We start from the raw sequence: 24,445 nt of genomic DNA, 5'->3' as shown, positions 1-24,445 counted from the left end.
ACGGCGGATCCGTGACGCCCGCGCGTGCCGCGCGGGTCCTTGTCAGCGGCGTCCTTACCTTACCCGGAAGCATCCAGCGTGAAACTGAAGACCACCGTCGCGGGCCTCGTGGCCGGCATCGCCCTCAACCTGTTCAGCGGCGTGGCAGCCGCAGCCTGCGTCAACAATCCCGCCGCCCAGCCGAACGCGACGTTCCCCGCCGCGCTGACCGGCAAGCTCGTCTATCACAGCTACGTCAAGTACGGCGACGGCACGAGCCAGCTGTTCCTGTACGATTTTTCGGCCCATACGCTGACGCAACTCAGCAAGAGCGGGTGGGGCATCACGGATCCGATGAACGGCGTGTTCAGCCCCGACGGCAAGTGGCTCGCGTTCATGGGCATCAGCAACGGCGCATGGAACGTGTTCATGCTGCAGCTCGGCGCCGGCACGCCGCCCGTCAACATGACGCACAGCACGGGCGCCACGCGCAACGAAGACCCGAAGTTCAGCACGGACGGCAAGACGCTCGTGTTCAAGCAGAACGGCGACGTCAAGCAGGCGACGCTGTCGTACACCAGCGCGGGCCCGGTGTTCACGTCGGTCGTGAGCCTGACGAACGCGCCGGCCGGCGCCGAATACTCGATGCCGTTCCTCGCGCCGGACGCGAGCGCCGTGTACTACGCGACCGGTACCGGCTCGAACATGGGGCTGATGAAGCGCACGATCGCGACTGGTGCGATCGCCGTGTTCGATCGTCCGGCCGGGTTGCAGACGTACTACCCGATCGTGCGTGCGGACGGCATGGTGTACTACGCACGCTGGAAGGACAGCGGCGGGGCGGACCAGATCTATGCGAAGACGGCCGACCCGGCCTCGACGCCGAGCGCGCTGGCGCTCAACGATTGCATGAGCAACAACTCGGACCCGGCACCTGTCAGTGGTACGAATTACCTCTTTTTCTCGTCGACGACGGCGGGCGGCTATCAGATTTACGTCGGCGACGTGACGACCGGCCAGCGCTGGAGCCTGTCGCAGTTCGGCGTGAATGCGGACGCGACGAAGGCGAAGCTCGGCGCGAACTACTACGGCGGCCCGGCCGCCAAGCAGTTGACGCTGCTGTCGCAAGGGCGTCCGGCTGCCGCATCGGCGAGCTACGACGCGTCGCTGACGGCCGACAAGGCGTTCGACGGCAACACGACGAGCACGCGTTGGGATTCGCCGGAAGGCGCGGGCGTCGATCCGCAATGGATCTCCGTCGATCTCGGTGCGACGAAGACCATCAGCAGCATCGATCTGTACTGGGATGCGGGCGCGCTGGTCTATCAGATCCAGACGTCGAACGACAACGCGAACTGGACGACGATCTACTCGACGACCAACGGCGTATCGTACGGGCACGTGACGTTGCCGAACCTGAAGGGGCAGGGTCGTTACGTGCGGATGCTCGGCACGAAGCGGGCGACGCAGTGGGGTTACTCGCTCGACGAGATGCAGGTGTGGGGATCGTAAATGCAAACAGAAAAGCGGCCGTCGAGGCCGCTTTTTTTTGCTTCAAGGACGCCGAACCTCACGCATGCAGCACATGCGCCGGAAACGCCGGCCCGGCCGCCGCCGCACCCTGCGCGAGCGGCGCGACCTGCTTGCGGCGCTCGCGCGTCGGCGCGACGCCGAATGCGTCGCGATAGCTCTTGCTGAAGTGGCAGGCCGACTGGAAGCCGCATGCCATCGTGATGTGCATGATCGACATGTCGGTCTGCAGCAGCAGCTCGCGCGCACGGCGCAGCCGCAGCGTCAGGTAGTAGTGCGTCGGCGTCATCCCGAGATGCTCGCGGAAGAGACGCTGCAACTGCCGCTGCGACATGTTCGCGAGCCGCGCGAGTTCCTCGCGCGACAGCGGCTCCTCGATGTTGTTCTCCATCAGCGAGATCACTTCGAACAGCGACTTGTTCGCCGAGCCGAGGCGTGCGACGAGCGGCATGCGTTGCTGCGCGCTCGTGTCGCGCACGTGCTCGACGATAAACTGCTCGGCGATCTGCGTGACGCGCGCGGTGCCGACGCGCGCGGCGATCAGGTTCAGCATCATGTCGAGCGGCGCGACGCCGCCCGTGCACGTGATGCGATCGCGATCGATCACGAACAGTTCCTTCAGGAAGCGCGTGTCCGGAAACTCTTCCTTCAGCGCCGACATGTTCTCCCAGTGGATCGCGCACGCGTAGCCCGCGAGCAGCCCCGACTTCGCGAGTGCATAGGTGCCCGTGCACAGGCTGCCGAGCGGCAGCCCCAGGCGCGCGAAGCGGCGCAGTGTCGACAGGTGGGCGGGCGTGGTCGCGCGCTGCACGTCGACGCCGCCGCACACGAACACGATGTCGGGCTGCCCCACGCATTCGGCCGGCCCCGTGTCGACCGTGAGGCCGTTGCTCGCCGTGACCGGGCCGCCGTCCGGACTGATCACCGACCAGCGGTAGAGCGGCTGGCCGCTCAGGTAGTTCGCCATCCGAAGCACCTCGATCGCATTGGTGAACGCGATCATCGTGAAGTTCGGTAAAGGCATGAACGCGAAGTGGGACAGCGACGCTGTGCGGTCGGGCGACATGGGGGGCGTTCCTTGAATCTCTAATAGCTTTTGGCCCGGGGCACGAATCGGGCTGCGATATTGTGTGAGCGAGTGCAACAAGCGTGCCATACGGCTAAACCCTAGCTCCATACGTTGTCTGGGCATCGGGCCGTTGCTGCACTGCACCGTATCCGGGAGAAGCCGCACTCGAACGTGCGGCAAACGCACTGGCGATGTGCGTGTCCATAGGTGAACCGTCGATACCCGTTTCGGGCGGTCATCCCGAAAAGCACGACCGGTCACTTGTATAAAACGGACGTGCATGGCGGAAAAGGCAAAGAACGCGTCTAAATTCATCAATCCGCCGAAAATCCGAACGACAAGAATAGAGCCGTCGGCAGCCTCGCACTGGACGAGCAGGAAACCCAGGCACGGCGGGCCTTGAGCTTCGGTTGCAGCCCTTTATTCTTCGTCACGGACGCACTATGTCGAATACCCAGCCTTTCTTCTCGCAGCCCCTTGCCGAGCGCGACGCGCCGGTGCGCAGCGCCATCCTCAAGGAACTCGAGCGTCAGCAGTCGCAGGTCGAGCTGATCGCGTCGGAAAACATCGTGTCGCGCGCCGTGCTCGAGGCGCAGGGCTCGGTACTGACCAACAAGTACGCGGAAGGCTATCCCGGCAAACGCTACTACGGCGGCTGCGAATTCGCCGATGAAGTCGAGGCGCTCGCGATCGAACGCGTGAAGCAGATCTTCAACGCCGGCTACGCGAACGTGCAGCCGCACTCGGGCGCGCAGGCGAACGGCTCGGTGATGCTCGCGCTGGCCAAGCCGGGCGACACGGTGCTCGGCATGTCGCTCGACGCGGGCGGCCATCTGACGCACGGCGCGAAGCCGGCGCTGTCGGGCAAGTGGTTCAACGCCGTCCAGTACGGCGTGAACCGCGACACGCTGCGAATCGATTACGACCAGGTCGAGGCGCTTGCCCACGAGCACAAGCCGAACCTCATCATCGCCGGCTTCTCGGCGTACCCGCGCGCGCTCGACTTCGCACGCTTTCGCGCGATCGCCGACAGCGTCGGCGCGAAGCTGATGGTCGACATGGCGCACATCGCGGGCGTGATCGCCGCGGGCCGCCACGCGAACCCGGTCGAGCACGCGCACGTCGTCACGTCGACGACGCACAAGACGCTGCGCGGCCCGCGCGGCGGCTTCGTGCTGACCAACGACGAGGACATCGCGAAGAAGATCAACTCGGCCGTGTTCCCCGGCCTGCAGGGCGGCCCGCTGATGCACGTGATCGCCGGCAAGGCCGTCGCGTTCGGCGAAGTGCTGCATGCGGACTTCAAGACCTACATCGACAACGTGCTCGCGAACGCGCAGGCGCTCGGCGAAGTGCTGAAGGCCGGCGGCGTCGATCTCGTCACGGGCGGCACTGACAACCACCTGCTGCTGGTCGACCTGCGCCCGAAGGGCCTGAAGGGCGCGCCGGTCGAGCAGGCGCTGGAACGCGCGGGCATCACCTGCAACAAGAACGGCATCCCGTTCGACACCGAGAAGCCGACCGTCACGTCGGGCATTCGTCTCGGCACGCCGGCGGGCACGACGCGCGGCTTCGGCGTCGCGGAGTTCCGCGAGATCGGCCGCCTGATCCTCGAAGTGTTCGACGCGCTGCGTGCGAACCCGGAAGGCGATCCCGCAACCGAACAGCGCGTGCGCCGCGAGATCTTCGCGCTCTGCGAGCGCTTCCCGATCTACTGATCGACCCCACAGAACAGCCACACGAGCGGGAGCAGATATGAGCACGCTGCATCAGGACAGCATCATCATCGACGGACTGAACATCTCGAAGTTCGAGAAGCCGGTGTTCGAGGACATGCGCAAGGGCGGCATCACGGCCGCGAACTGCACGGTGTCGGTGTGGGAGAACTTCGCCAAGACCGTCGACAACATCGGCGTGATGAAGAAGAAGATCCGCGACAACGGCGAGCTGCTGACGCTCGTGCGCACGACGGACGACATCTTCCGCGCGAAGAAGGAAGGCAAGACCGGGATCATCCTCGGCTTCCAGAACGCGCATGCGTTCGAGGACAACCTCGGCTACATCGAGGCGTTCCACGACATGGGCGTGCGCGTCGTGCAGCTTTGCTACAACACGCAGAACCTGGTCGGCACCGGCTGCTACGAGCGCGACGGCGGGCTGTCGGACTTCGGCCGCGAAGTGATCACCGAGATGAACCGCGTCGGCATCATGGTCGACCTGTCGCACGTGGGCGGCAACACGTCGTCGGAAGCGATCGCGTTCTCGAAGAAGCCGGTGTGCTACTCGCACTGCCTGCCGTCGGGCCTGAAGGAGCATCCGCGCAACAAGAGCGACGCGCAGCTGAAGGAGATCGCCGATGCGGGCGGCTTCGTCGGCGTGACGATGTTCGCGCCGTTCCTGAAGCGCGGGATCGAAGCGAACATCGACGACTACATCGAGGCGATCGACTACGTCGTGAACCTGATCGGCGAAGACGCGGTCGGCATCGGCACGGACTTCACGCAGGATTTCGCGAAGGAATTCTTCGACATGCTCACGCATGACAAGGGCCGCTATCGCCAGCTGACGAACTTCGGCAAGGTGATCAACCCGGAAGGTATCCGCACGATCGGCGAATTCCCGAACCTGACCGCCGCGATGGAACGCCACGGCTGGAAGGAGTCGCGCATCCGCAAGATCATGGGCGAGAACTGGGTGCGCGTGTTCAAGGACGTGTGGGGCGCGTAAGCGCCGCGCCTGCAGAACCGCCGCCCGCGTTTCAACATAAAAAAATCGGGACGTGCCCGCGCTCGCCGCGCGGGCGCGCGGACGATGTCGCGCCAGCGCACTGAGCCGCGCGGCCAATTTCCTCACGGAGTCACCACGATGCAACCGCAACTGCCGATCAACGTCGATCCCGATACCGGCGTCTGGACCACCGACGCGCTGCCGATGCTGTACGTGCCGCGCCACTTCTTCACGAACAACCACGTCGCCGTCGAGGAAGCGCTCGGCGTCGAAGCGTATGCCGAGATCCTCTACAAGGCCGGCTACAAGTCCGCTTACCACTGGTGCGACAAGGAAGCGAAGCTGCACGGCCTGACCGGCATGGCCGTGTTCGAGCACTACCTGAAGCGCCTGTCGCAACGCGGCTGGGGCCTGTTCTCGATCATCGAGGCCGATCCGGCCAGCGCCCGCGCGAAGATCGAACTGCGCCACTCGTCGTTCGTGCTCCAGCAGCCGGGCAAGGAAGGCAAGCTCTGCTACATGTTCGCGGGCTGGTTCGCGGGCGCGATGGACTGGGTCAACGACACGACGCCGGAAGGCAAGAGCTCGCCGCGCGCGCAATCGAAGGAAGTGCAGTGTGCGGCCGAGCATCACGATCACTGCGTCTTCGAAGTGTCGCCGATCGCGCACTGACGCATTGATTCACTGAAACACAACAACACCCGCAACACGAGACATTCGAACGCCAGAGGTCGCCTGCGATGCGTTATCCCCACCTGTTCAAACCCATGCAGCTGAACCAGCTGACGCTGCGCAACCGGATCGTCAGCACCGCGCACGCGGAGGTGTATGCCGAGCCGGGCGGCCTGCCGGGCGACCGCTATATCCGCTACTACGAAGAAAAGGCGAAGGGTGGCGTCGGCCTGGCCATCTGCGGCGGCTCGAGCCCGGTATCGATCGACAGCCCGCAAGGCTGGTGGAAATCGGTGAACCTGTCGACCGACAAGATCATCGATCCGCTCACGCGTCTGGCCGACACGATGCACAAGCACGGCGCGAAGATCATGATCCAGGCGACGCACATGGGGCGCCGCTCGTCGTTCCACGGCGAGCACTGGCCGCATCTGATGTCGCCGTCGGGCGTGCGCGAGCCGGTGCACCGCGGCAACGCGAAGATCATCGAGATCGAGGAAATCCGCCGCATCATCGGCGATTTCGCGGCGGCCGCGAAGCGCGTGAAGGCGGCCGGCATGGACGGCATCGAAATCTCCGCCGCGCACCAGCACCTGATCGACCAGTTCTGGAGCAAGCGTTCGAACCATCGCACCGACGAATGGGGCGGCAGCCTCGAAAACCGCCTGCGCTTCGGCATCGAAGTGCTGACGGCCGTGCGCGAAGCGGTCGGCAAGGACTTCTGCGTCGGCCTGCGCATGTGCGGCGACGAATTCCACGAGGACGGCCTCGATCACGAAGCGCTGAAGGAAATCGCGCAGGCGATGTCGGAGACGGGCCTGATCGACTACCTGAGCGTGGTCGGGTCGGGCGGCGATACGCACAACACGATCGCCAACTGCATGCCGCCGATGGCGTTGCCGCCGGAGCCGTTCGTGCACCTCGCGGCCGGCATCAAGTCGGTCGTGAAGATTCCGGTGATGCACGCGCAGAGCATTCGCGATGCGGGCCAGGCCGAGCGCCTGCTCGCGAACGGCATGATCGACCTGGTCGGCATGACGCGTGCGCAGATCGCCGATCCGCACATGGTGATCAAGATCCGCGACGGCCGCGAGGACGAAATCAAGCAGTGCGTCGGCGCGAACTACTGTATCGACCGCCAGTACAACGGCCTCGACGTGCTGTGCATCCAGAACGCGGCGACGTCGCGCGAAGCGACGATGCCGCACATCATCGAGAAGTCGCGCGGCCCGAAGCGCAAGGTCGTGGTGGTCGGCGCCGGCCCCGCGGGCCTCGAGGCCGCTCGCGTCGCGAAGCTGCGCGGCCACGACGTCGTGCTGTTCGAGAAGAACGCGGAAGTGGGCGGCCAGGTGATGATCGCCGCGAAGGCGCCGCAGCGCGAGCAGATGTCGGGGATCATCCGCTGGTTCGACATGGAAACGAAGCGTCTGGGCGTCGACCGGCGCCTCGGCGTGGCCGCCGACGAGAAGATGATCATGGCCGAGAAGCCGGACATCGTCGTGCTCGCGACGGGCGGCTCGAGCTTCACGTGGCAGGTGCCGGCGTGGGGCGTGGCGGAAGGCCTCGCCGTCAGCTCGTGGGACATCCTGACCGGCAAGGTCGAGCCGAAGCAGAACGTGCTGCTGTTCGACGGCGTGAGCACCCACGCGGGCGCGGGCGTGGCCGACTTCATGGCGAGCCGCGGCTCGAAGGTCGAGGTCGTCACGCCGGACGTGAAGGTGGCCGACGACTGCGGCGGCACGACGTTCCCGATCTTCTATCGCCGCCTGTACGCACTCGGCGTGATTCCGACGCCGAACACGATGCTCGATCGCGTCTACGAAGAGAACGGCAAGATGATCGCCGTGCTGCGCAACGAGTACACGGAAGAACTGGAAGAGCGCGCCGTCGACCAGGTGGTGATCGAGAACGGTTCGTCGCCGAACGACGAACTGTACTGGAAGCTCAAGCCGGAATCGGTGAACCGCGGCCAGATCGATCCGCACACGCTGTTCGCGGCCGAGCCGCAGCCGTGCCTGTCGGAAGAACTCGGCAACGGCCGTTTCCTGCTGTTCCGTGTCGGCGACTGCATTTCGATGCACAACGTCCACGGGGCCATCTACGACTCGCTGCGTCTCGTGAAGGATTTCTAAAAGATGAACCCGTCCTTCCTCATTACCGTCCTGTTGTGGCTGTCGGTGGCGGGGCTCGCGTTCGCGGTCGCGAAGCGCTCGTCGTACTGGCGTCTGGGCCGCGCCACGGCACCGGGCTCGTTCGGCGTCGCGAACCTGTTCGCGATTCCGAAGCGTTATTTCGTCGACCTGCACCACGTGGTCGCCCGCGATCCGTACATCGCGAAGACCCACGTCGCGACCGCCGGCGGCGCGATCGGCGCGCTCGCGCTGGTGTTCGTCAACTACGGCCTCGCGATCTACTCGCCGTGGCTCGACAAGCTGATCTTCCTCGCGGCGCTCGCGATGCTGGTCGGCGCGGTGTTCGTGTGGCGCCGACGCGCGGCGAAGGACGTGCCGGCGCGCCTGTCGCGCGGCCCGTGGAATACGCTGCCCTGGCTGCTCGGTTCGTTCGCGCTCGGCCTCGTGCTGTTCATGCTGGTGCCCACCGGCGCGATGTCGGGTGCGTTTGCGGTGCTCTGCGCGCTGCTGATCGGCATCGGCGCGTTCACGATGACGGTCGGCGCCGCGAAGGGCGGCCCGATGAAGCATGCGATCGCCGGCCTGCTGCACCTCGCGTTCCACCCGCGCCAGGAGCGTTTCGCCGCGACGCGCGAATCGTTCACCGGCAACGGCACGGCCACGCCGCCGACCGCTCTGAAGCTGCCGGACATCGAGCATCAGGAGTACGGCGTCGCGAAGCCGGTCGAATTCCGCTGGAACCAGCTGCTGAGCTTCGACGCCTGCGTGCAGTGCGGCAAGTGCGAAGCCGCGTGCCCCGCGTTCGCGTCGGGCCAGCCGCTGAACCCGAAGAAGCTGATCCAGGATCTCGTGGTCGGGATGGCCGGCGGAACCGATGCGGCGTACGCAGGCAGCCCGTCGCCGGGCATCGCGGTCGGCCAGCATCGCGGCGAGCCGAACGGCCCGATCGTGTCGGGCCTGATCGAAGCGCAGACGCTGTGGTCCTGCACGACCTGCCGCGCGTGCGTGCAGGAATGCCCGATGCTGATCGAGCATGTGGATGCGATCGTCGACATGCGCCGCAACCAGACCCTCGTGCATGGCACGGTGCCGGGCAAGGGCCAGGAAGTGCTCGCGAACCTGCGTGAAACGGGCACGATGGGCGGCTACGACACGGCCGCACGTTACGACTGGTCGGTGGACCTGAGCGCACCCGTCGCGCAACCGGGCAAGCCGGTCGACGTGCTGTTCGTCGCGGGCGAAGGCGCGTTCGACATGCGCTATCAGCGTACGCTGCGCGCCTTCGTGAAGGTGCTGAACAAGGCGGGCGTCGACTACGCCGTGCTCGGCTCGACCGAGACCGACACGGGCGACGTCGCCCGCCGGCTCGGCGACGAAGCGACGTTCCAGCAGATGGCGAAGCGCCTGATCGGCACGCTCGGCACGCTGTCGTACAAGCAGATCGTGACGGCCGACCCGCACGTGATGCACAGCCTGCGCAACGAATACCGTGCGCTCGGACTGCGCGTGACGGTCAAGCATCACACGACCTATCTGGCCGAACTGGCCGACAGCGGCAAGATCGTGCCGAAGGCCGTCGAGGCGCTGCAGGAGAAACGCACGACCTATCACGATCCATGCTACCTCGGCCGCTACAACGGCGAGACGGAAGCGCCGCGCAAGCTGCTGAAGACGATCGGCATCCAGGTCGTCGAGATGGAGCGCAACGGCATGCGCGGCCGCTGCTGCGGCGGTGGCGGCGGTGCGCCGCTGACCGACATCCCGGGCAAGCAGCGCATCCCGGACATCCGCATCGCCGACGCGCGCACGATCGGCGCGGACGTGGTCGCGGTTGCGTGCCCGAACTGCACGGCCATGCTCGAAGGCGTCGTGGGCCCGCGCCCCGACGTGCTCGATGTCGCCGAACTCGTCGCCGCCTCGCTGGAGTGAATCGATGAATACGATCAAACGAATCGATCCGCGCCGGCCGTTCATCATCACGGCCGCCGGCCTGAAGCGCATCACGCTCGGCGAGGAAGGCAGCGCCGATGCGAACGCCGCGCAGTGGTCCGCGCACGGCCATGGCGCCGCGGCCGCGAAGCCGCGCCGCGAGTTGAAGGACCCGAAGCACGTGATGCTGGTGGTCGCCCATGGCGAACGCGGCGCGCTCGACGACCATTCGCGGCAGGCGATCGCCGCCGCGGCCGTGCTCGCCGATGCGCAGACCGAAGTCGCGCTGCTCGCGTTCGGCGAACTGAAGGACGACGTGGCCGAACTCGGCGTCGACAAGCTGCTCGAGCTGACCGGTTTCGAGCGCCGCGCGTTCGATCCCGAAAGCGAACTGCAAGCATTGCAGGCCTGCGTGGCCGCGCTCGCACCGAAACACGTGTTCGTGCCCGACAACGCGACCGGCGACGGCGATCTCGGCCGGCGTTACGCGGCGGCCGCCGGCGCGAGCGTCGCGACTCACGTCGTCGAAATCGACGCGAAGCACGTGGGCGCGTACGCACAGGCGGGACGGGCGTTCGCCACCCGAGCGCTGCCCGACGTGATCCTGCTCGCGCAGAACGCGGTCGAAGCGAAGCTGCCGTTCGTCGGCGCGGGCGAACGCGTCGCCGCCGATTTCATCCGCCCGGCGCATGACGCCGCGCAGCCGTACCGCGATCTCGGTCTCGACGAAATCGACGCGGCCCAGGTCGCGCTCGAGGAAGCCGATTTCATCGTGTCGGCCGGCAACGGCGTGTCCGACATCGGCGCGTTCGAGCGGCTGGCCGGCGTGTTCGGTGCGGCGATCGGCGCGAGCCGCGTCGCGGTCGACAACGGCTACTTCACGCGCGACAAGCAGGTCGGCGCGACCGGCAAGACGGTCGAGGCGAGCGTGTACATCGCGTTCGGCATCTCGGGCGCGGTGCAGCACCTGCAGGGCATCAAGGACTGCCGCCACGTGATCGCGGTGAACCTCGACGGCAGCGCGCCGATCGCGAAGCGCGCGAACCTGACGGTGGTCGGCGACGCGCAGGCGACGATCGCCGCGCTGATCGAACAGGTCCAGGCCGCGCGGGCCGCGCGTGGCGATTCGCCGGCCGCGGTCGGCACCCGTGAACCCGAAGGAGTTGCCGCATGAACGCCCCTCGCCCCTTGCAACGCATCGCGGTGCTCGTGTCCGTCGGCCGGCATCCGGTCAGCGGCGTCGCGCGTTACAGCCGCAACGATGCGGCCGCGCTCGAAACCGGCCGCCAGCTCGCGGACAAGCATCGCGCGACGCTCGACGTGATCCATGCGGGCGACCCCGCGAATGCGGCGCTTGCCGACTATCTCGCGCTCGGCGCGCGGGAGGTCGAGGTGCTGGCCTGCCGCGACGGCGACGATGCCGTGCACGCGCTCGCCGCGCGTCTCGACGGCTACGACCTCGTGCTGACCGGCACGCGCGCCGAGGGCGCGTACGACACCGGGATGCTGCCGTACCGCGTCGCCGCGGCGCTCGGCTATCCGCTCGTCGGCTCGGCCGTCGACGTGACGGTCGAAGGCGGTCGCGCGGCGGTCCGGCAATTTTTGCCGAAAGGGCTGCGGCGGCGTGTCGACGCGGCGCTGCCGGCCGTCGTCGCCGTCCATCCGCTCGCCGGTGTCGAGCCGCGCTATGCGTATGCGCGGCTGCGCGCCGGCGCGATCCGGCCGGCGCTCGCGGCGCCCGGTGCGGACGCCGACGCGGCCGCGTGGACGATCGGCCCGGTCGAGCGTAAACCCGTAAAACTGGTTGCCGCCGAGAAGCGCTCCGGGCATGCCCGGATGCTGTCCGCGACGACGACCGAAAGCCGTGGCGGCAACGTCGTAAATGAAGGGAGTTCGGTCGAAAAAGCACAAGTGATCCTCGCGTATTTGCGCGAGCATCAGCTCATCGACTACTGATTTTGATGCCTGTCGGCAAGACACCCAGGGATGCAAGGAATCCGGAGCAAACGATGAAAGTAACGGCAGACATTCGTGCATTGATCGAGCGGCGCAAGGAAGGGCACAGCCTCGACGCACCGTTCTACACGAGCGAGGACATCTTCGCGCTCGACATGGAGGCGATTTTCCGCCAGCACTGGATCCAGGTGGCGATCGAACCGGACATTCCCGAGCCGGGCGATTACGTGACCGTGCAGTTGGGTGGCGATTCGGTCCTGATCGTGCGCGACGACGACATGGCGATCCGCGCGTTCCACAACGTATGCCGTCATCGCGGCGCGCGCCTGTGCAACGAAGATAAAGGCTCGGTCGGCAACATCGTGTGCCCGTACCACAGCTGGACCTACAACCTGACGGGCCAACTGATGTTCGCCGAGCACATGGGCGAGAAGTTCGACCGTTGCAAGCACAGCCTGAAGTCGGTGCACGTCGAGAACCTCGCGGGCCTGATCTTCATCTGCCTCGCCGACGAGCCGCCGGTCGATTTCGCGCAGATGCGCGCCGAGATGGAGCCCTACCTGCTGCCGCACGACCTGCCGAGCACGAAGATCGCCGCGCAGATCGACATCATCGAGGAAGGCAACTGGAAGCTCACGATGGAGAACAACCGCGAGTGCTATCACTGCGTCGCGAACCATCCGGAGCTGACGATCTCGCTGTACGAATACGGCTTCGGCTACCAGCGCTCCGACGCGAACGCCGAAGGCATGGACGCATTCGCCGAAACCTGCGTGCGACGCGGCAAGGAGTGGGCCGAGATGGGCCTGCCGTCCGCCGAAATCGAAAAGCTGCTCGACGTGACGGGTTTCCGCACGCAGCGCCTGCCGCTGGACCGCCACGGCGAATCGCAGACGCTCGACGCGAAGGTCGCGTCGAAGAAGCTGCTCGGCGGCTTCGACAAGGCCGATCTCGGCGGGCTGTCGTTCTGGACGCAGCCGAACTCGTGGCACCACTTCATGAGCGATCACATCGTGACGTTCTCGGTGATTCCGCTGTCGGCCGGCAAGACGCTCGTGCGCACGAAGTGGCTCGTGCACAAGGACGCGAAGGAAGGCATCGACTACGACGTGAAGAACCTCACGGCCGTGTGGAATGCGACCAACGACCAGGATCGCGCGCTCGTCGAATTCTCGCAGCGCGGCGCGAACAGCAGCGCGTACGAGCCGGGTCCGTATTCGCCGTACACGGAAGGTCTCGTCGAAAAATTCTCGGCCTGGTACATCGGCCGGCTCGCCGAAAAAATCGGCGAATAGTACCCAGCAGCGTATAAGCGGAGCAACCGATGAAACGATCCCCACGCTCACTGCGTTCCCTGCCCCCCGAGGGGGCGGTCAGCCTCCTTGGGGCGGCCCTGCGGAGGCTGACATGATGCGAGATGCGGCCAATTTCGAGCCGGCGGACAGCCGGGTTACGCACCCGGCCTTCTGGAACGCGCTGCCCGAGCGCTGGACGAGCGACGTCGAGGAAACGCTGGTGTGCTGCCACGTGCGGCAGGAAACCCACGACGTGAAGAGCTTCTTCTTCCGTTCGCCGCAGGGCCGCACGTTCTCGTTCGAGCCCGGGCAGTTCATCACGCTCGAGCTCGACATCGACGGCGAAACGATCAACCGGTGCTACACGATCTCGTCGTCGCCGGCGCGGCCGCACACGATCTCGATCACGGTGAAGCGCGTGCCGGGCGGCAAGGTGTCGAACTGGCTGCACGACAACCTGCAGCCGGGCGCACCGGTGCGCGTGCTCGGCCCGGCCGGGGAATTCACGTGCGCACGGCATCCGGCGCGCAAGTACCTGTTCCTGTCGGCCGGCTCGGGCGTCACGCCGCTGATGTCTATGAGCCGTGCGCATCATGATCTCGCCGAGGATCGCGACATCCTGTTCGTGCACAGCGCACGCACGCCGGACGACATCATCTTCGCGCGCGAGCTCGACCTGATCGCGTCGAACCACACGAATTTCCGCACGTCGTTCGTCGTCGAGCGCGTCGGCGCACGCACCAACTGGCCGGGCGTCACGGGCTTCCTGACGCTGCCGCTGCTGAAGCTGATCGCGCCGGATTTCATGGAACGCGAGATCTTCACGTGCGGCCCCGCGCCGTACATGAAGGCCGTGCGCGACCTGCTCGACGAAGCCGGTTTCGATCGCAAGCAGTATCACGAGGAAAGCTTCTCGTTCGAGACGCTCGCGCAGACCGCGAGCGACGAGCTGCTCGCCGATCTCGTGCCGCCGGCCGAAGGCGGCGATGCCGACACGAAGCAGTACACGGTCAGCTTCGCGAAGAGCAACCGGGAGATCTCGTGCGGCTCGGAGCAGCACGTGCTCGATGCGGCCCGCCAGTCGGGCGTGCGGCTGCCGGCATCGTGCACGCAGGGCATGTGCGGCACCTGCAAGGTGAAGCTCGTGTCGGGGCAGGTCGACATGAAACACAACGGCGGCATCCGTCAGCGCGAGATCGATCAGGGAATGGTGCTGCTGTGCTGCAGCAAGCCGCTGTCGGATCTCGTGATCGACAAGTAATCCGAAACTCGCCATCGGCTGTCCGGGTGCGTCGCATCCGGACAAGCATCCGTCGGAAAACAACGATACCGCGGATTTGTGGTTGAAGAACCTAGAGAGACAACGCGCACGGTGCGCAGACCAAGGAGATCGACCATGAAACTGTTCGGAAAACTATTGTGGACCGGCGCCCTGTCGGCGATGGTGGCATTGAGCGCATCGGCGCTCGCCGATACGAAGCCGGCGCTGAAAATCGGCTACGTCGAAGGCTGGGACGACAGCGTCGCGACGTCGAACGTCGCGGCCCGCGTCATCGAGAAGAAGCTCGGCTACGAGGTGAAGCTCGTGCCGGTCGCTGCCGGGATCATGTGGCAGGGCGTCGCGCGCGGCGATCTCGATGCGACGCTGTCCGCGTGGCTCCCGGTCACGCACGGCTCGTACTGGGACGAGTACAAGGCCAAGGTCGTCGACCTCGGCGCGAATTTTCCCGATGCGAAGATCGGCCTGATCGTGCCCGCGTACGTGAAGGCGAAGAGCATCGACGACCTCAATGCGGAGAAGGCCAGCTTCGGCGGCCGGATCGTCGGCATCGATGCGGGCGCCGGCGTGATGCGCAAGACCGACGACGCGATCAAGAGCTACGGGCTGAACTACACGCTGATGCCGAGTTCGGGCAGCGCGATGACGGCCGAGCTGTCGCGTTCGGTCAATGCGAACAAGCCGGTCATCGTGACGGGCTGGGCGCCGCACTGGATGTTCGCGAAGTGGAAGCTGCGCTTCCTCGAGGATCCGAAGAAGGTGTTCGGCGGCGCCGAGCACGTCGACAGCGTCGTGAATCCGGGACTCGAAACCAAAGCGAAGCCGGTCGTCGCGTTCCTGAAGAAGTTCCAGTGGAAGCCGGGTGAAATCGACAGCGTGATGCTGGCGATCCAGAGCGGCTCGAAGCCGGAAGCGGCCGCGGATGCGTGGATCGCGGCGCATGCCGACCGCGTGAATTCGTGGACCGAAGGCGCGCAGTAAGTATCTCGACATACGCCGTACGAATCATCATAAAAGACACGCCGGGAATGGCATGAAGGAATCCGAAATAATCCGGATGCAATGCAGCCATATCCCGGAATTTTTTTGCGGATTCTGCAAAAAAGTGCGTAAGTTGTTACACTAGCGCCCTTGTGCGGAGTCATCACAGCTTTGCATGGGACCAGAGTAAGCGCTAAAGCGCTAACACTGATCGACAGGAGGAATTGGATGAGTCAAGCAGGACTGCGTGCGAATCGCACCAGTGATGTTGAGGCAACCATCTCACATGATTCGACGGGTCACACGCTGCATCGTGGCCTGACCTGGAAAGACGCTTTTTGGGTAACGAGCGGCGTGCCGGCAGGCGTGCTGTTCACGATCGGCGGCGTATGCGCGACGATCGGCCAGCCCGCGTGGGCGATCTGGATCGCCGCGATCACGATGGGGCTGATTCAAAGCGCGACTTATGCGGAAATATCGGGGCTATTTCCTCATAAATCGGGCGGCGCGTCCGTGTATGGCGCGATCGGCTGGGTCCGTTACAGCAAGCTGATTGCCCCGGTTTCCGTGTGGTGCAACTGGCTCGCGTGGTCGCCGATGCTTGCACTCGGCTGCGGTCTCGCGGCGAGCTATGCGCTCACGAGTCTCTTTCCCGCCGACGCGGCGGTGCTGCACTGGCAGCTCAAGGTTGCGGATCTCGGGTTCATCAAGCCGGGTCTTTCCCTGCGGATCAACGCGACGTTCATCATCGCGACGATTCTGCTTCTCATCACGTTCAAGCTTCAGCACAGCGGTGCGTCGAAGGCTGCACGTACGCAGCGCATTCTCGGCATCGCATCGCTCACGCCGCTGTTGATCGTCGGCATCGTGCCGTTCGTCACCGGCGACGTGCCGATGTCGAACCTGCTGCCGCTGCTCCCGCTCGGCCACGACACGCAGGGCAACCTCACGGCCGCGACCTTCGGCTCGTGGAACGGGCAGGGCGTGACGATGGCGCTCGGCGCGATGTTCATGGCGGGCTGGGCCTCGTACGGTTTCGAGACGGCCGTCTGCTATACGCGCGAATTCCGCGATCCGCGGCGCGACACCGCGAAGGCGATCTTCTGGTCGGGTGCGCTGTGTCTGGTCGTGATGACGCTCGTGCCGATGGCGTTCCAGGGCGCGCTCGGCACCCAGGCGATGCTCGATCCGTCGATCGGCGACGGCACCGGCGTCGCGGCCGCGATGGCGAAGATCGTCGGCGGCGGCGCGTGGGTCGCGAATGCGGTCGTCGTGATGCTGATGCTGTCGATCCTGCTGATCGTGATGACGTCGATGATGGGTTCGTCGCGCACGCTGTACCAGGCGTCGGTCGATGGCTGGCTGCCGAAGTATCTGTCGCACGTGAACGAGCACGGCTCGCCCACCCGCGCGATGTGGACCGACCTCGGCTTCAACCTCGTGTTGCTGATGATGTCGGACTACATGACGGTGCTGTCGATCTCGAACGTCTGCTACATGCTGTTCGTATTCCTGAATCTTCAGTCGGGCTGGATCCACCGGATGGATCGCGGCAGCTGGGATCGGCCGTTCCGCTGCCCGACGTGGCTGCTCGTCGGCGGCGCGATCTGCGGTTACGCGAACCTCGTCTACGTGGGCGCGGGCGCGAACCTGCAGGGCGAGGGCACGCTGCGCAACGGGCTGATCGCGATGCTGCTGATCGTGCCGGTGTTCCTGTTCCGTCACTACTGGCAGGATCGCGGCCGCTTCCCCGCGCAGATGCAGCGCGACATGGAGCTGGAAGTGCCGAAGCGCGCGCCGTGGGTGAGCCTGATGCCGTATGCGGCGCTGATCGGGGCGGGGCTGACGATCTGGTTGTCGTACTACTTCGCGTGGGTGAAGTGAACATCTGACACGTCACCCGCCGGGAGCGGACACCGCACACGGTCCCGGCCAGCTCGATACGATGCACAGCATGAAGAAAGCCCGACCGGTCGCAGGACCGGCCGGGCTTTCTTCATTTCGCGTCCGCGCGCTCAGCCGGCCGGCTCTGCATCGCTGGCGCGCATGTCGTCGTCGAGGGTTCGCATGAAGCGTGTCGGCACCATCACGACCGGATGCGGCGTGGCGTCTCCGGCGTCGCTCGCATCGAGCAGCGCGAACGCTTCCGCGATCAGCCGCTGCACGTCCTGCCGCAGCATCGTGACGTCGAACGGCAGGCGCGCGGCGAACGGGTCCCAGTCGAAGCAGCCGACGGCCGTGCGGTGCCAGATGTCCCACGGCAGCTCCGACGCGAAACGCACCAGCCCTTCGAACGACGTGATCGAGTTCGTCAGCATGCCGGCCGGCAACCGGCCGAGCGTGTCGTAGCGGCGCGCAAGCGCTTCGCGCGCGGCTGCGGGCGCGTAGCCGCAGCGCTCGATCGCGTCGTCCGGCGGCGGCGGCAGGCCACGCGCGGCGAACGCGTCGCGAAAGCCGGCGATCCGCATCTCGGTCGCGTATTCGCCGGCGATGCCGCCGAGCAGGATCAGTTCGTCGGGTGCATTGCCGCGCGCGAGCATCTTGTCGATCAGCACGTCGGTCAGCGCCCGCGCGCCCGCGCGGTTGTCCGACACGACCGACGGCGCACCGGCGCCCGGCAGGTCGACGTTGATCGACGGGATGCCGGCCGCGTCGCACAGCGCATCGAGCGGTGCCGGGTCGCGCACGCCGGCAATGAACAGCAGTTCGACACGCTGCGCGAGCAGCGTCTGCGCGACGTTCAGCTCGACGTCCGGGTCGCGCTGCGTGCCGACGACGATCGGGCACAGGCCGCGCCGGCGCGCCTCGTCCTCGAAGGTTTCGGCGAGCCCCGCGAAGAAGCGATTGCGGTAGTGCGGAATGACCATGCCCGCCAGCCCCGAGCGCGACAGGCGCAGGCCGCGCGCGCTGAGGTTCACGTTGTAGCCGAGCGCCTTGGCGCTGTCGAGAATGCGCGTGGCCGTTTCCTCGCTGATCCGGTAGCGCGCCCAGTTGCCGTTCAGCACCATGCTGACCGTGGACGTGGACGAGCCGGTTGCTTTCGCGATGTCGTAGATCGTGGACTTGCGTCCGGTAGTCGTGCGGGCCATCTGCGTCGTCGCTCCCCTCGTGTGCGTTCTTGTGCCGATGATGCCGACGGTATGCGTTTCGGGGCGCGATGCCCTATCAGGGTTTTCCCATGCTTTCCGTCGCAGCTAAATGGATTCAGCATACATGAACCGGTTTGCTGAATGGATTTAGCAACTGACCGCCATGCCGGGCCCGGAAGCCCGGCGACGGTCGCCTTCGGATGGAGGAGACATGTCGGTGAATTTCTTGCGCAAGGTATGCGCGGGCGTGGCTGCGTTCGCGCTCGCGACGGGCATCGCGTCGGCATCGCCGGACAAGCCCGTGATCGGGATCGTCGTGAAGATCGGCGGCATTCCATGGTTCAACGCGATGGACGCGGGCATCAGGAAGCGCGCCGAGCAACTCGGCGTGAAGGCGTTCATGGTTGGGCCGACCAGCGCGGACCCGGCGCTGCAAGTGCGTGCGATCGAGGACCTGATCGCGCAGAAGGTCGATGTGATCGGCGTGGTGCCGAACGATGCCGAGGTGCTCGAGCCGGTGCTGCAGCGCGCGCGGGCCGCCGGTATCAAGGTGATCACGCACGAATCGCCGAAGCAGAAGAACACCGACTGGAATTTCGAACTGGCGTCCGCGAAGGGTTTCGGCGAGGCGTACGCGAAGAACCTCGCCGCGGCGGTGGGCGGCAAGGGCGAATACGCGGTGTTCGTCGGCTCGCTGACGGTGCCGCTGCATAACGCGTGGGCCGATGCCGCGATCGCGTATCTGAAGGCCAACTTTCCGGACATGAAGCTCGTCGGCGATCGCTACGGCGTGGCCGAAGACGTGGACGCGTCGCGCAAGACCGCGCTCGATCTGATGCGCGCGCATCCGAACCTGAAGGCGATCCTGGCGTTCGGCAGCCAGGGGCCGATCGGCGCCGCGCGCGCGGTCGCCGAGAAGCAGGCGAAGGGCAAGGTCGTGGTGCTCGGGCCGTTCTCGCCGGGGCAGGGCCGCCGGCTCGTGCACGACGGCGTGCTGAACGGCGGCTACATGTGGAACCCCGAGCAGGCCGGCGAGGTGTTCGTCACGCTCGGCACGATGCTCGCGAAGGGGCAGCCGATCAAGGACGGCATGACGATTCCGGGGCTCGGCGTCGTGCATCCGGAAGGCCACAACCTGATCGTGAACCAGCTCGTCGAGCTGAACGCGAAAACCGTCGACGATCTCGCGAAGCAGGGGCTGTGAGCGGCATGCACGCGGGCGCGGTGCACCGCGCCGTGCGATGAAGTCGTTCGCCTTTCCCGTCGTTTCATAGCAGGTCGCACCGGAGCGTAGCGATGATGTCTGCCCATTCCCGTGAATCCGCGGCGTCCGGCCGGGCGAGCCCGCCGCCGGCCGCGTTCGCGGCCGATGCGCCGTTGCTCGAACTCGACAATGTATCGAAGACGTTCGGTGGCGTGCACGCGCTGCAACAGGTGCGGTTCGACGTGATGCCGGGCGAAGTACTGTGCCTGGCCGGCGAGAACGGGTGCGGCAAGAGCACGTTGATCAAGATCGTGAGCGGCGTCCATCGCCCGGAGTCCGGCGCGGTGATGCGCTTCGACGGCAAGCCGGCCGGCGATCTCGATCCGGCGCGGGCGCGCGCGCTCGGCATCCAGGTGATCTGGCAGGACCTTGCGCTGTTCCCCGAGATGACGGTCGCCGAGAACATCGCGTTCGAGCAGAATCTCGGCGGGCGTCCACGGCTGGTCGACTACGGGCGGATGAAGGTCGCCGCGCGGCAAATTCTCGCGCGGCTCGGCGTCGAGCTCGATCTCGGCAGGCCGGTGCGTACGCTCACGATCGCGCAGCGGCAGGTCGTCGCGATCGCGCGTGCGCTCGTCGCCCGGGCACGTCTCGTGTTCATGGACGAGCCGACCGCGTCCCTCAGCCATGCCGAGACGCAGGCACTGCTCGCGATCGTGCGCCGCCTGTCGGCCGACGGCATCGCGGTGGTGTTCGTCAGCCATCGGCTCGCGGAAGTGCTCGACGTGTGCGCGCGCGTGACGGTGCTGCGCGACGGTCGTCATGTCGGCACGTTTCCGACGAGCGGAATGACGCAGACGCGGCTCACCGAGCTGATGACGGGGCGCACCTTCGATTACGCGGTGCGCACGACCGACCTGTCGGCCGCGACCACGATGCTGCGCGTCGACGGCCTGTCGCGGCGCGGCGAGTACGCGGCCGTGTCGTTCCAGGTGCGGCGCGGCGAGATTCTCGGCCTGACGGGGCGTCTCGGCGCGGGGCGCACCGAGCTTGCGCTGTCGCTGTTCGGGATGACGCGACCGGACGCCGGCACGATCGCGCTCGATGGTCTGCCGCTGTCGCTGCGCTCCAATCGGGACGCGATTCGCGCGGGCATCGCGTACGTGTCGGAAGACCGCCTGCAACTGGGCCTCGTGCAGCCGCAATCGATCGGCGACAACACAGCGATCGCGGTGCTCGACGATCTGCTCGGTGCGGCCCGGCTGATTTCGCCGCGGCGGCGCGATGCGTTGATCCGCGACTGGGTCGCGCGGCTCGCGGTGAAGATCGGCAGCCCCGACGACGCGGTGTCGACGCTGTCGGGCGGCAACCAGCAGCGCATCGTGCTCGCGAAATGGCTCGCGACGAAGCCGAAGCTGCTGATCCTCGATTCGCCGACGGTCGGTGTCGACGTGGGGGCACGCGCCGGCATCTTCGCGATCATTCACCGGCTCGCGGCGCAAGGCATGGCCATCGTACTGATTTCCGACGAGATTCCCGAGGTGTACTTCAATGCGGACCGCATCCTGCACATGCGCGACGGCCGTATCGTCGCCGAGTACGTGCCGGATGGCACGCCGATCGATCACATCGAGCGAGACGTCCATGCGTAACCTCCGCACATTCGGCATCGGCTCGACAGAAGCGTGGCTGCTCGCGGTGATCGTCGCGATGGCGATCGGCCTCGGCATCGCGACGCCGACCTTCCTGACGCTGTCCAACCTGTTCGACCTGCTCAACCAGAGTGCGGTCAACATCATCTTCGCGGTGGGGCTGCTGATCGTGCTGATCGCAGGCGGCATCGACATTTCGTTCGCGGTCGGTGCGTCGGTGGTGCAGTACCTCGCGGCGCTCACGCTGATGCGGCTCGGCGGCGGAAACTGGGTGCTCGGCTTCGCGGTATCGGCCGGCTTCGGCATCCTGCTCGGTGCGGTGAACGCGACGATCATCTACCGGTTTCGCGTCGTGTCGATCGTCGCGACGATCGCGACCTTCAACATCTTCTTCGGCGGGCTGATGTTCGTGACGGGCGGCGTATCGATCTACGACTTGCCCGACTGGTGGACGAACCGCGTCACGCTCTTGCAGGCCGATACGCCGGGCGGCGTCGCATCGCTTGCGCTGCCGGTCGCGGTGATGGCCGCGGCCGTCGTCGCGACGTGGTTCCTGCTGCGGCGCACGACGCTCGGCCGCCAGCTCTATGCGACCGGCGACAACCCGGAAGCCGCGCGGCGCGTCGGTATCGATCTCGCGACGATGCATTACGTCGCATACGGCTGGCTCGGGATGATGGCGGGCATCGCGGGCCTGATGCAGGCGCATTACGTGCAGGAAGTCGTGCCGAACGCGCTGTACGGCCGCGAACTGGACGTGCTCGCGGCCGTCGTGCTCGGCGGCGCGCGGCTCGGCGGCGGGCGTGGCACGGTGCTCGGCGCGATCCTCGGCATCCTGCTCGTGTCGATCACCGCGAACGGGCTCAATCTGCTCGGCGTGTCGCCGTACGCTTTCAAGATGATCGTCGGTGCGGTCATCCTGGTCGCGATCACCGTGTCGAGCGACGGCGTCGCGCGGCTGGTCGGCTCGCGCTTCCTGTCGCCACGCGCGAGGACATGACCATGAAACACGCCGAATCCCGGCGCTTTCCGTCGCTGTCCGTTCCGGCCGACGTCGCCGGCCTGCTGGGTTTTCTCGCGTGTGTCGTCGCGGCGATGAGCGTCGCGTCCGATCGCTTCCTGACGGGCGGCACGTTCGCGTCGATCGCATTCCAGCTGCCCGAGCTCGGCCTGTTCACGCTGGCGATGCTGATGCCGCTCGTGTCCGGCGGCTTCAATCTCGCCGTCACGTTTACCGCGAACATCGCGGGGCTCGCGATGGCGTGGGTGATCCAGTCGCACGGCGGCCCGGAGGCCGGCTTCGCGGCGGTCGCGCTCGGCATCGCGGCGGCGCTCGCGACGGGCGCGGCGGCCGGCTGGCTGATCGGCGCGGTGATCGCACATACGGGCGCGAGCCCGATCCTCGTGTCGCTGTCGGCGATGATCTTCCTGCGCGGTCTCGGCGAATTCCTCACGCGGGGCGGCGACATTTCCGGGTTTCCGCCGGCGGTCCGCGCGATGGGCAACGGGCTGTGGCTCGGCGTGCCGGCGCCGCTGTGGATCTTCGCGGGTTGTGCGCTGCTGTGGCACGTCGTGATGACGTATTCGCGGCTCGGCTTCGTCACGCGGATGATCGGCTCGAATGCGGAAGCGACGCGCTACTCGGGCATCTCGACCACGCGGGCGATCACGCGCATCTACATGCTGTCGGGGCTGATGTGCGGCGTGGCCGGCGTCGTGATGCTGTCGCGCTTCAACTCGGTGCGTGTCGGCCACGGCGAGGCGTTCCTGCTGATCTCGGTGCTCGCCTGCTTTCTCGGGCGCGTCGATCCGTTCGGCGGCTTCGGTCGCGTCGCGCCGGTCGTGATCGCGCTCGTGATCCTGCAGGTGATCGCATCGGGCCTCAACCTGCTGGGTGCGAGCCAGCACCTGGCGACCGCGCTGTGGGGTGCGTTCCTGCTCGCGGTGATGCTGGTGCGCTGGGCATGGGCCCGGCATGCGTCGCGGCCGCGCAATCGCAATCGAATCGCGACGCCGGCGCTCGGCGGCCTCGAACCCTCTCAACGGAAGGAGACGAAATGAACAAGCTTGGCGTACATGCGCTGGTCTGGGAGGCCGGCTGGAGCCGCGACGCATGCGCGCGCGCGATCGCGAATACGGCCGAGACGGGCTTCGATTTCATCGAGGTGCCCGCACTCGATCCGGATTCGATCGACGCAGCGTTCACGCGGCGCGAACTCGAACGGTATGGCCTTGGCATCACGTTCTCGCTCGGGCTCGATGCGGAATCCGACATTTCAAGCGGCGATGCGCGGAAGGCCGCGCGCGGCAAGCAAAAACTCGAGGCCGCGCTGCGTGTCGCACGCGACTGCGGCGCGACCCACGTATGCGGGATCCTGTATTCGGCGTTCCAGAAGAATTTCACGCCGACGACGGCCGCCGGTGTCGCGATGTCCGCCGACATCCTCGCGCAGGTGGCGGACACGGCCGCGCAAAGCGGCATCACGCTCGGGCTTGAAGTCGTGAACCGCTACGAGTCGAATGTGCTCAACACCGCGTCTCAGGGTGTCGAGCTGTGCCGGCGCATCGGCCGGCCGAACGTGAAGGTGCATCTCGACACGTATCACATGCATATCGAGGAGTCGGACGTGACGTCGGCGATTCGCGACACCGGCGAGCAGCTCGGTTACGTGCACATCGGCGATTCGCATCGCGGGTATCTGGGATCGGGCAACGTCGATTTCACAGCGGTGTTTCGTGCGCTGGTGTTCAGCGGTTATACGGGGCCGATCACGTTCGAGAGTTTCTCGTCGCGCGTCGTCGGTCAGCCGCTCGAAGGCATTCTGGCGATCTGGCGCAACCTGTGGGAAGACAGTCACGACCTCGCGGCGCACGCGCTCGCCTTTACGCGCGTGCAGCTCAAGTCTGCGCGCGAGGCGCTGAAGCAGGCTGAACGGAGCCGGCTGCCGTGA

The 24,445-nt window shown here is 66.3% G+C and carries 19 protein-coding genes; 17 read left to right on the top strand and 2 right to left on the bottom strand.

Going from position 1 to position 24,445, the window contains the following annotated elements; translation table 11 throughout:
• Positions 1 to 78: 78 nt before the first annotated feature.
• A complete protein-coding gene (locus tag HWX09_RS28650; protein WP_027781325.1) occupies positions 79 to 1,491 on the top strand; it encodes a discoidin domain-containing protein in 1,413 nt (470 codons plus the stop codon).
• Between the two features lie 58 nt (positions 1,492 to 1,549).
• Here the strand turns inward: HWX09_RS28650 and HWX09_RS28645 are convergent, their stop codons facing one another.
• Positions 1,550 to 2,665 (bottom strand): GlxA family transcriptional regulator, encoded by a 1,116-nt coding sequence (locus HWX09_RS28645; RefSeq protein WP_080681181.1) that lies wholly within the window; start codon positions 2,663 to 2,665, stop codon positions 1,550 to 1,552.
• 356 nt (positions 2,666 to 3,021) lie between these two features.
• Between HWX09_RS28645 and HWX09_RS28640 the strand changes: the two genes are divergently transcribed.
• The 11 genes from HWX09_RS28640 to HWX09_RS28590 all read left to right on the top strand — a co-directional run bounded on the left by HWX09_RS28640 (position 3,022) and on the right by HWX09_RS28590 (position 17,433).
• Positions 3,022 to 4,296, top strand: a complete 1,275-nt coding sequence (locus HWX09_RS28640) for a serine hydroxymethyltransferase (RefSeq protein ID WP_027781323.1) — start codon at positions 3,022 to 3,024, stop codon at positions 4,294 to 4,296.
• 37 nt (positions 4,297 to 4,333) lie between these two features.
• On the top strand, positions 4,334 to 5,305 hold the full coding sequence (locus tag HWX09_RS28635; protein WP_027781322.1) for a dipeptidase: 972 nt from the start codon (positions 4,334 to 4,336) through the stop codon (positions 5,303 to 5,305).
• Positions 5,306 to 5,443: 138 nt separating this feature from the next.
• On the top strand, positions 5,444 to 5,977 hold the full coding sequence (locus HWX09_RS28630) for a DUF5943 domain-containing protein (protein ID WP_027781321.1): 534 nt from the start codon (positions 5,444 to 5,446) through the stop codon (positions 5,975 to 5,977).
• Between the two features lie 68 nt (positions 5,978 to 6,045).
• Positions 6,046 to 8,109, top strand: coding sequence for an NADH:flavin oxidoreductase (locus HWX09_RS28625; protein WP_027781320.1), 2,064 nt, complete (start codon positions 6,046 to 6,048; stop codon positions 8,107 to 8,109).
• A 3-nt stretch (positions 8,110 to 8,112) separates the two neighbouring features.
• Positions 8,113 to 10,038, top strand: coding sequence for a (Fe-S)-binding protein (locus tag HWX09_RS28620; protein ID WP_027781319.1), 1,926 nt, complete (start codon positions 8,113 to 8,115; stop codon positions 10,036 to 10,038).
• Between the two features lie 4 nt (positions 10,039 to 10,042).
• Positions 10,043 to 11,212 (top strand): electron transfer flavoprotein subunit alpha/FixB family protein, encoded by a 1,170-nt coding sequence (locus HWX09_RS28615; protein ID WP_027781318.1) that lies wholly within the window; start codon positions 10,043 to 10,045, stop codon positions 11,210 to 11,212.
• A complete protein-coding gene (locus HWX09_RS28610) occupies positions 11,209 to 11,994 on the top strand; it encodes a drug:proton antiporter (RefSeq protein WP_027781317.1) in 786 nt (261 codons plus the stop codon). Before HWX09_RS28615 ends, HWX09_RS28610 begins: the two co-directional genes overlap by 4 nt.
• Before the next feature lie 53 nt (positions 11,995 to 12,047).
• Positions 12,048 to 13,289 (top strand): aromatic ring-hydroxylating dioxygenase subunit alpha, encoded by a 1,242-nt coding sequence (locus HWX09_RS28605; RefSeq protein ID WP_027781316.1) that lies wholly within the window; start codon positions 12,048 to 12,050, stop codon positions 13,287 to 13,289.
• Between the two features lie 112 nt (positions 13,290 to 13,401).
• Positions 13,402 to 14,550 carry a hybrid-cluster NAD(P)-dependent oxidoreductase gene (locus tag HWX09_RS28600; protein ID WP_027781315.1) on the top strand — a complete coding sequence of 383 codons (1,149 nt, stop codon included), beginning with the start codon at positions 13,402 to 13,404 and terminating at the stop codon, positions 14,548 to 14,550.
• Positions 14,551 to 14,685: 135 nt separating this feature from the next.
• The gene (locus HWX09_RS28595) at positions 14,686 to 15,549 is read left to right on the top strand and encodes a glycine betaine ABC transporter substrate-binding protein (RefSeq protein WP_027781314.1); all 864 of its coding nucleotides are present in this window, start codon (positions 14,686 to 14,688) and stop codon (positions 15,547 to 15,549) included.
• A 228-nt stretch (positions 15,550 to 15,777) separates the two neighbouring features.
• Positions 15,778 to 17,433 carry an APC family permease gene (locus HWX09_RS28590; protein ID WP_027781313.1) on the top strand — a complete coding sequence of 552 codons (1,656 nt, stop codon included), beginning with the start codon at positions 15,778 to 15,780 and terminating at the stop codon, positions 17,431 to 17,433.
• A 131-nt stretch (positions 17,434 to 17,564) separates the two neighbouring features.
• On the opposite strand, the gene HWX09_RS28585 is transcribed toward HWX09_RS28590, so the two are convergent.
• Positions 17,565 to 18,638 (bottom strand): LacI family DNA-binding transcriptional regulator, encoded by a 1,074-nt coding sequence (locus HWX09_RS28585; RefSeq protein ID WP_027781312.1) that lies wholly within the window; start codon positions 18,636 to 18,638, stop codon positions 17,565 to 17,567.
• Positions 18,639 to 18,849: 211 nt separating this feature from the next.
• Here HWX09_RS28585 and HWX09_RS28580 point away from each other — a divergent pair, with 211 nt between their 5' ends.
• The 5 genes from HWX09_RS28580 to HWX09_RS28560 all read left to right on the top strand — a co-directional run bounded on the left by HWX09_RS28580 (position 18,850) and on the right by HWX09_RS28560 (position 24,445).
• On the top strand, positions 18,850 to 19,842 hold the full coding sequence (locus HWX09_RS28580; RefSeq protein WP_080681180.1) for a substrate-binding domain-containing protein: 993 nt from the start codon (positions 18,850 to 18,852) through the stop codon (positions 19,840 to 19,842).
• A 92-nt stretch (positions 19,843 to 19,934) separates the two neighbouring features.
• Complete coding sequence (locus tag HWX09_RS28575) at positions 19,935 to 21,494, top strand: sugar ABC transporter ATP-binding protein (protein WP_027781310.1); 1,560 nt, start codon at positions 19,935 to 19,937, stop codon at positions 21,492 to 21,494.
• Positions 21,487 to 22,494: an ABC transporter permease gene (locus tag HWX09_RS28570; RefSeq protein ID WP_027781309.1), complete on the top strand. Its 1,008-nt coding sequence runs from the start codon at positions 21,487 to 21,489 to the stop codon at positions 22,492 to 22,494. The genes HWX09_RS28575 and HWX09_RS28570 overlap by 8 nt, the downstream gene beginning before the upstream one ends.
• A gap of 2 nt (positions 22,495 to 22,496) precedes the next feature.
• The gene (locus tag HWX09_RS28565) at positions 22,497 to 23,555 is read left to right on the top strand and encodes an ABC transporter permease (protein WP_155257271.1); all 1,059 of its coding nucleotides are present in this window, start codon (positions 22,497 to 22,499) and stop codon (positions 23,553 to 23,555) included.
• On the top strand, positions 23,552 to 24,445 hold the full coding sequence (locus tag HWX09_RS28560) for a sugar phosphate isomerase/epimerase family protein (protein ID WP_027781308.1): 894 nt from the start codon (positions 23,552 to 23,554) through the stop codon (positions 24,443 to 24,445). Before HWX09_RS28565 ends, HWX09_RS28560 begins: the two co-directional genes overlap by 4 nt.

The organism is Burkholderia sp. BCC1208, from assembly GCF_902833095.1.
GTDB lineage: Bacteria > Pseudomonadota > Gammaproteobacteria > Burkholderiales > Burkholderiaceae > Burkholderia.
The sequence above is the reverse complement of the archived record's forward strand: the minus strand, read 5'-3'. Positions and strand labels throughout refer to the sequence as shown.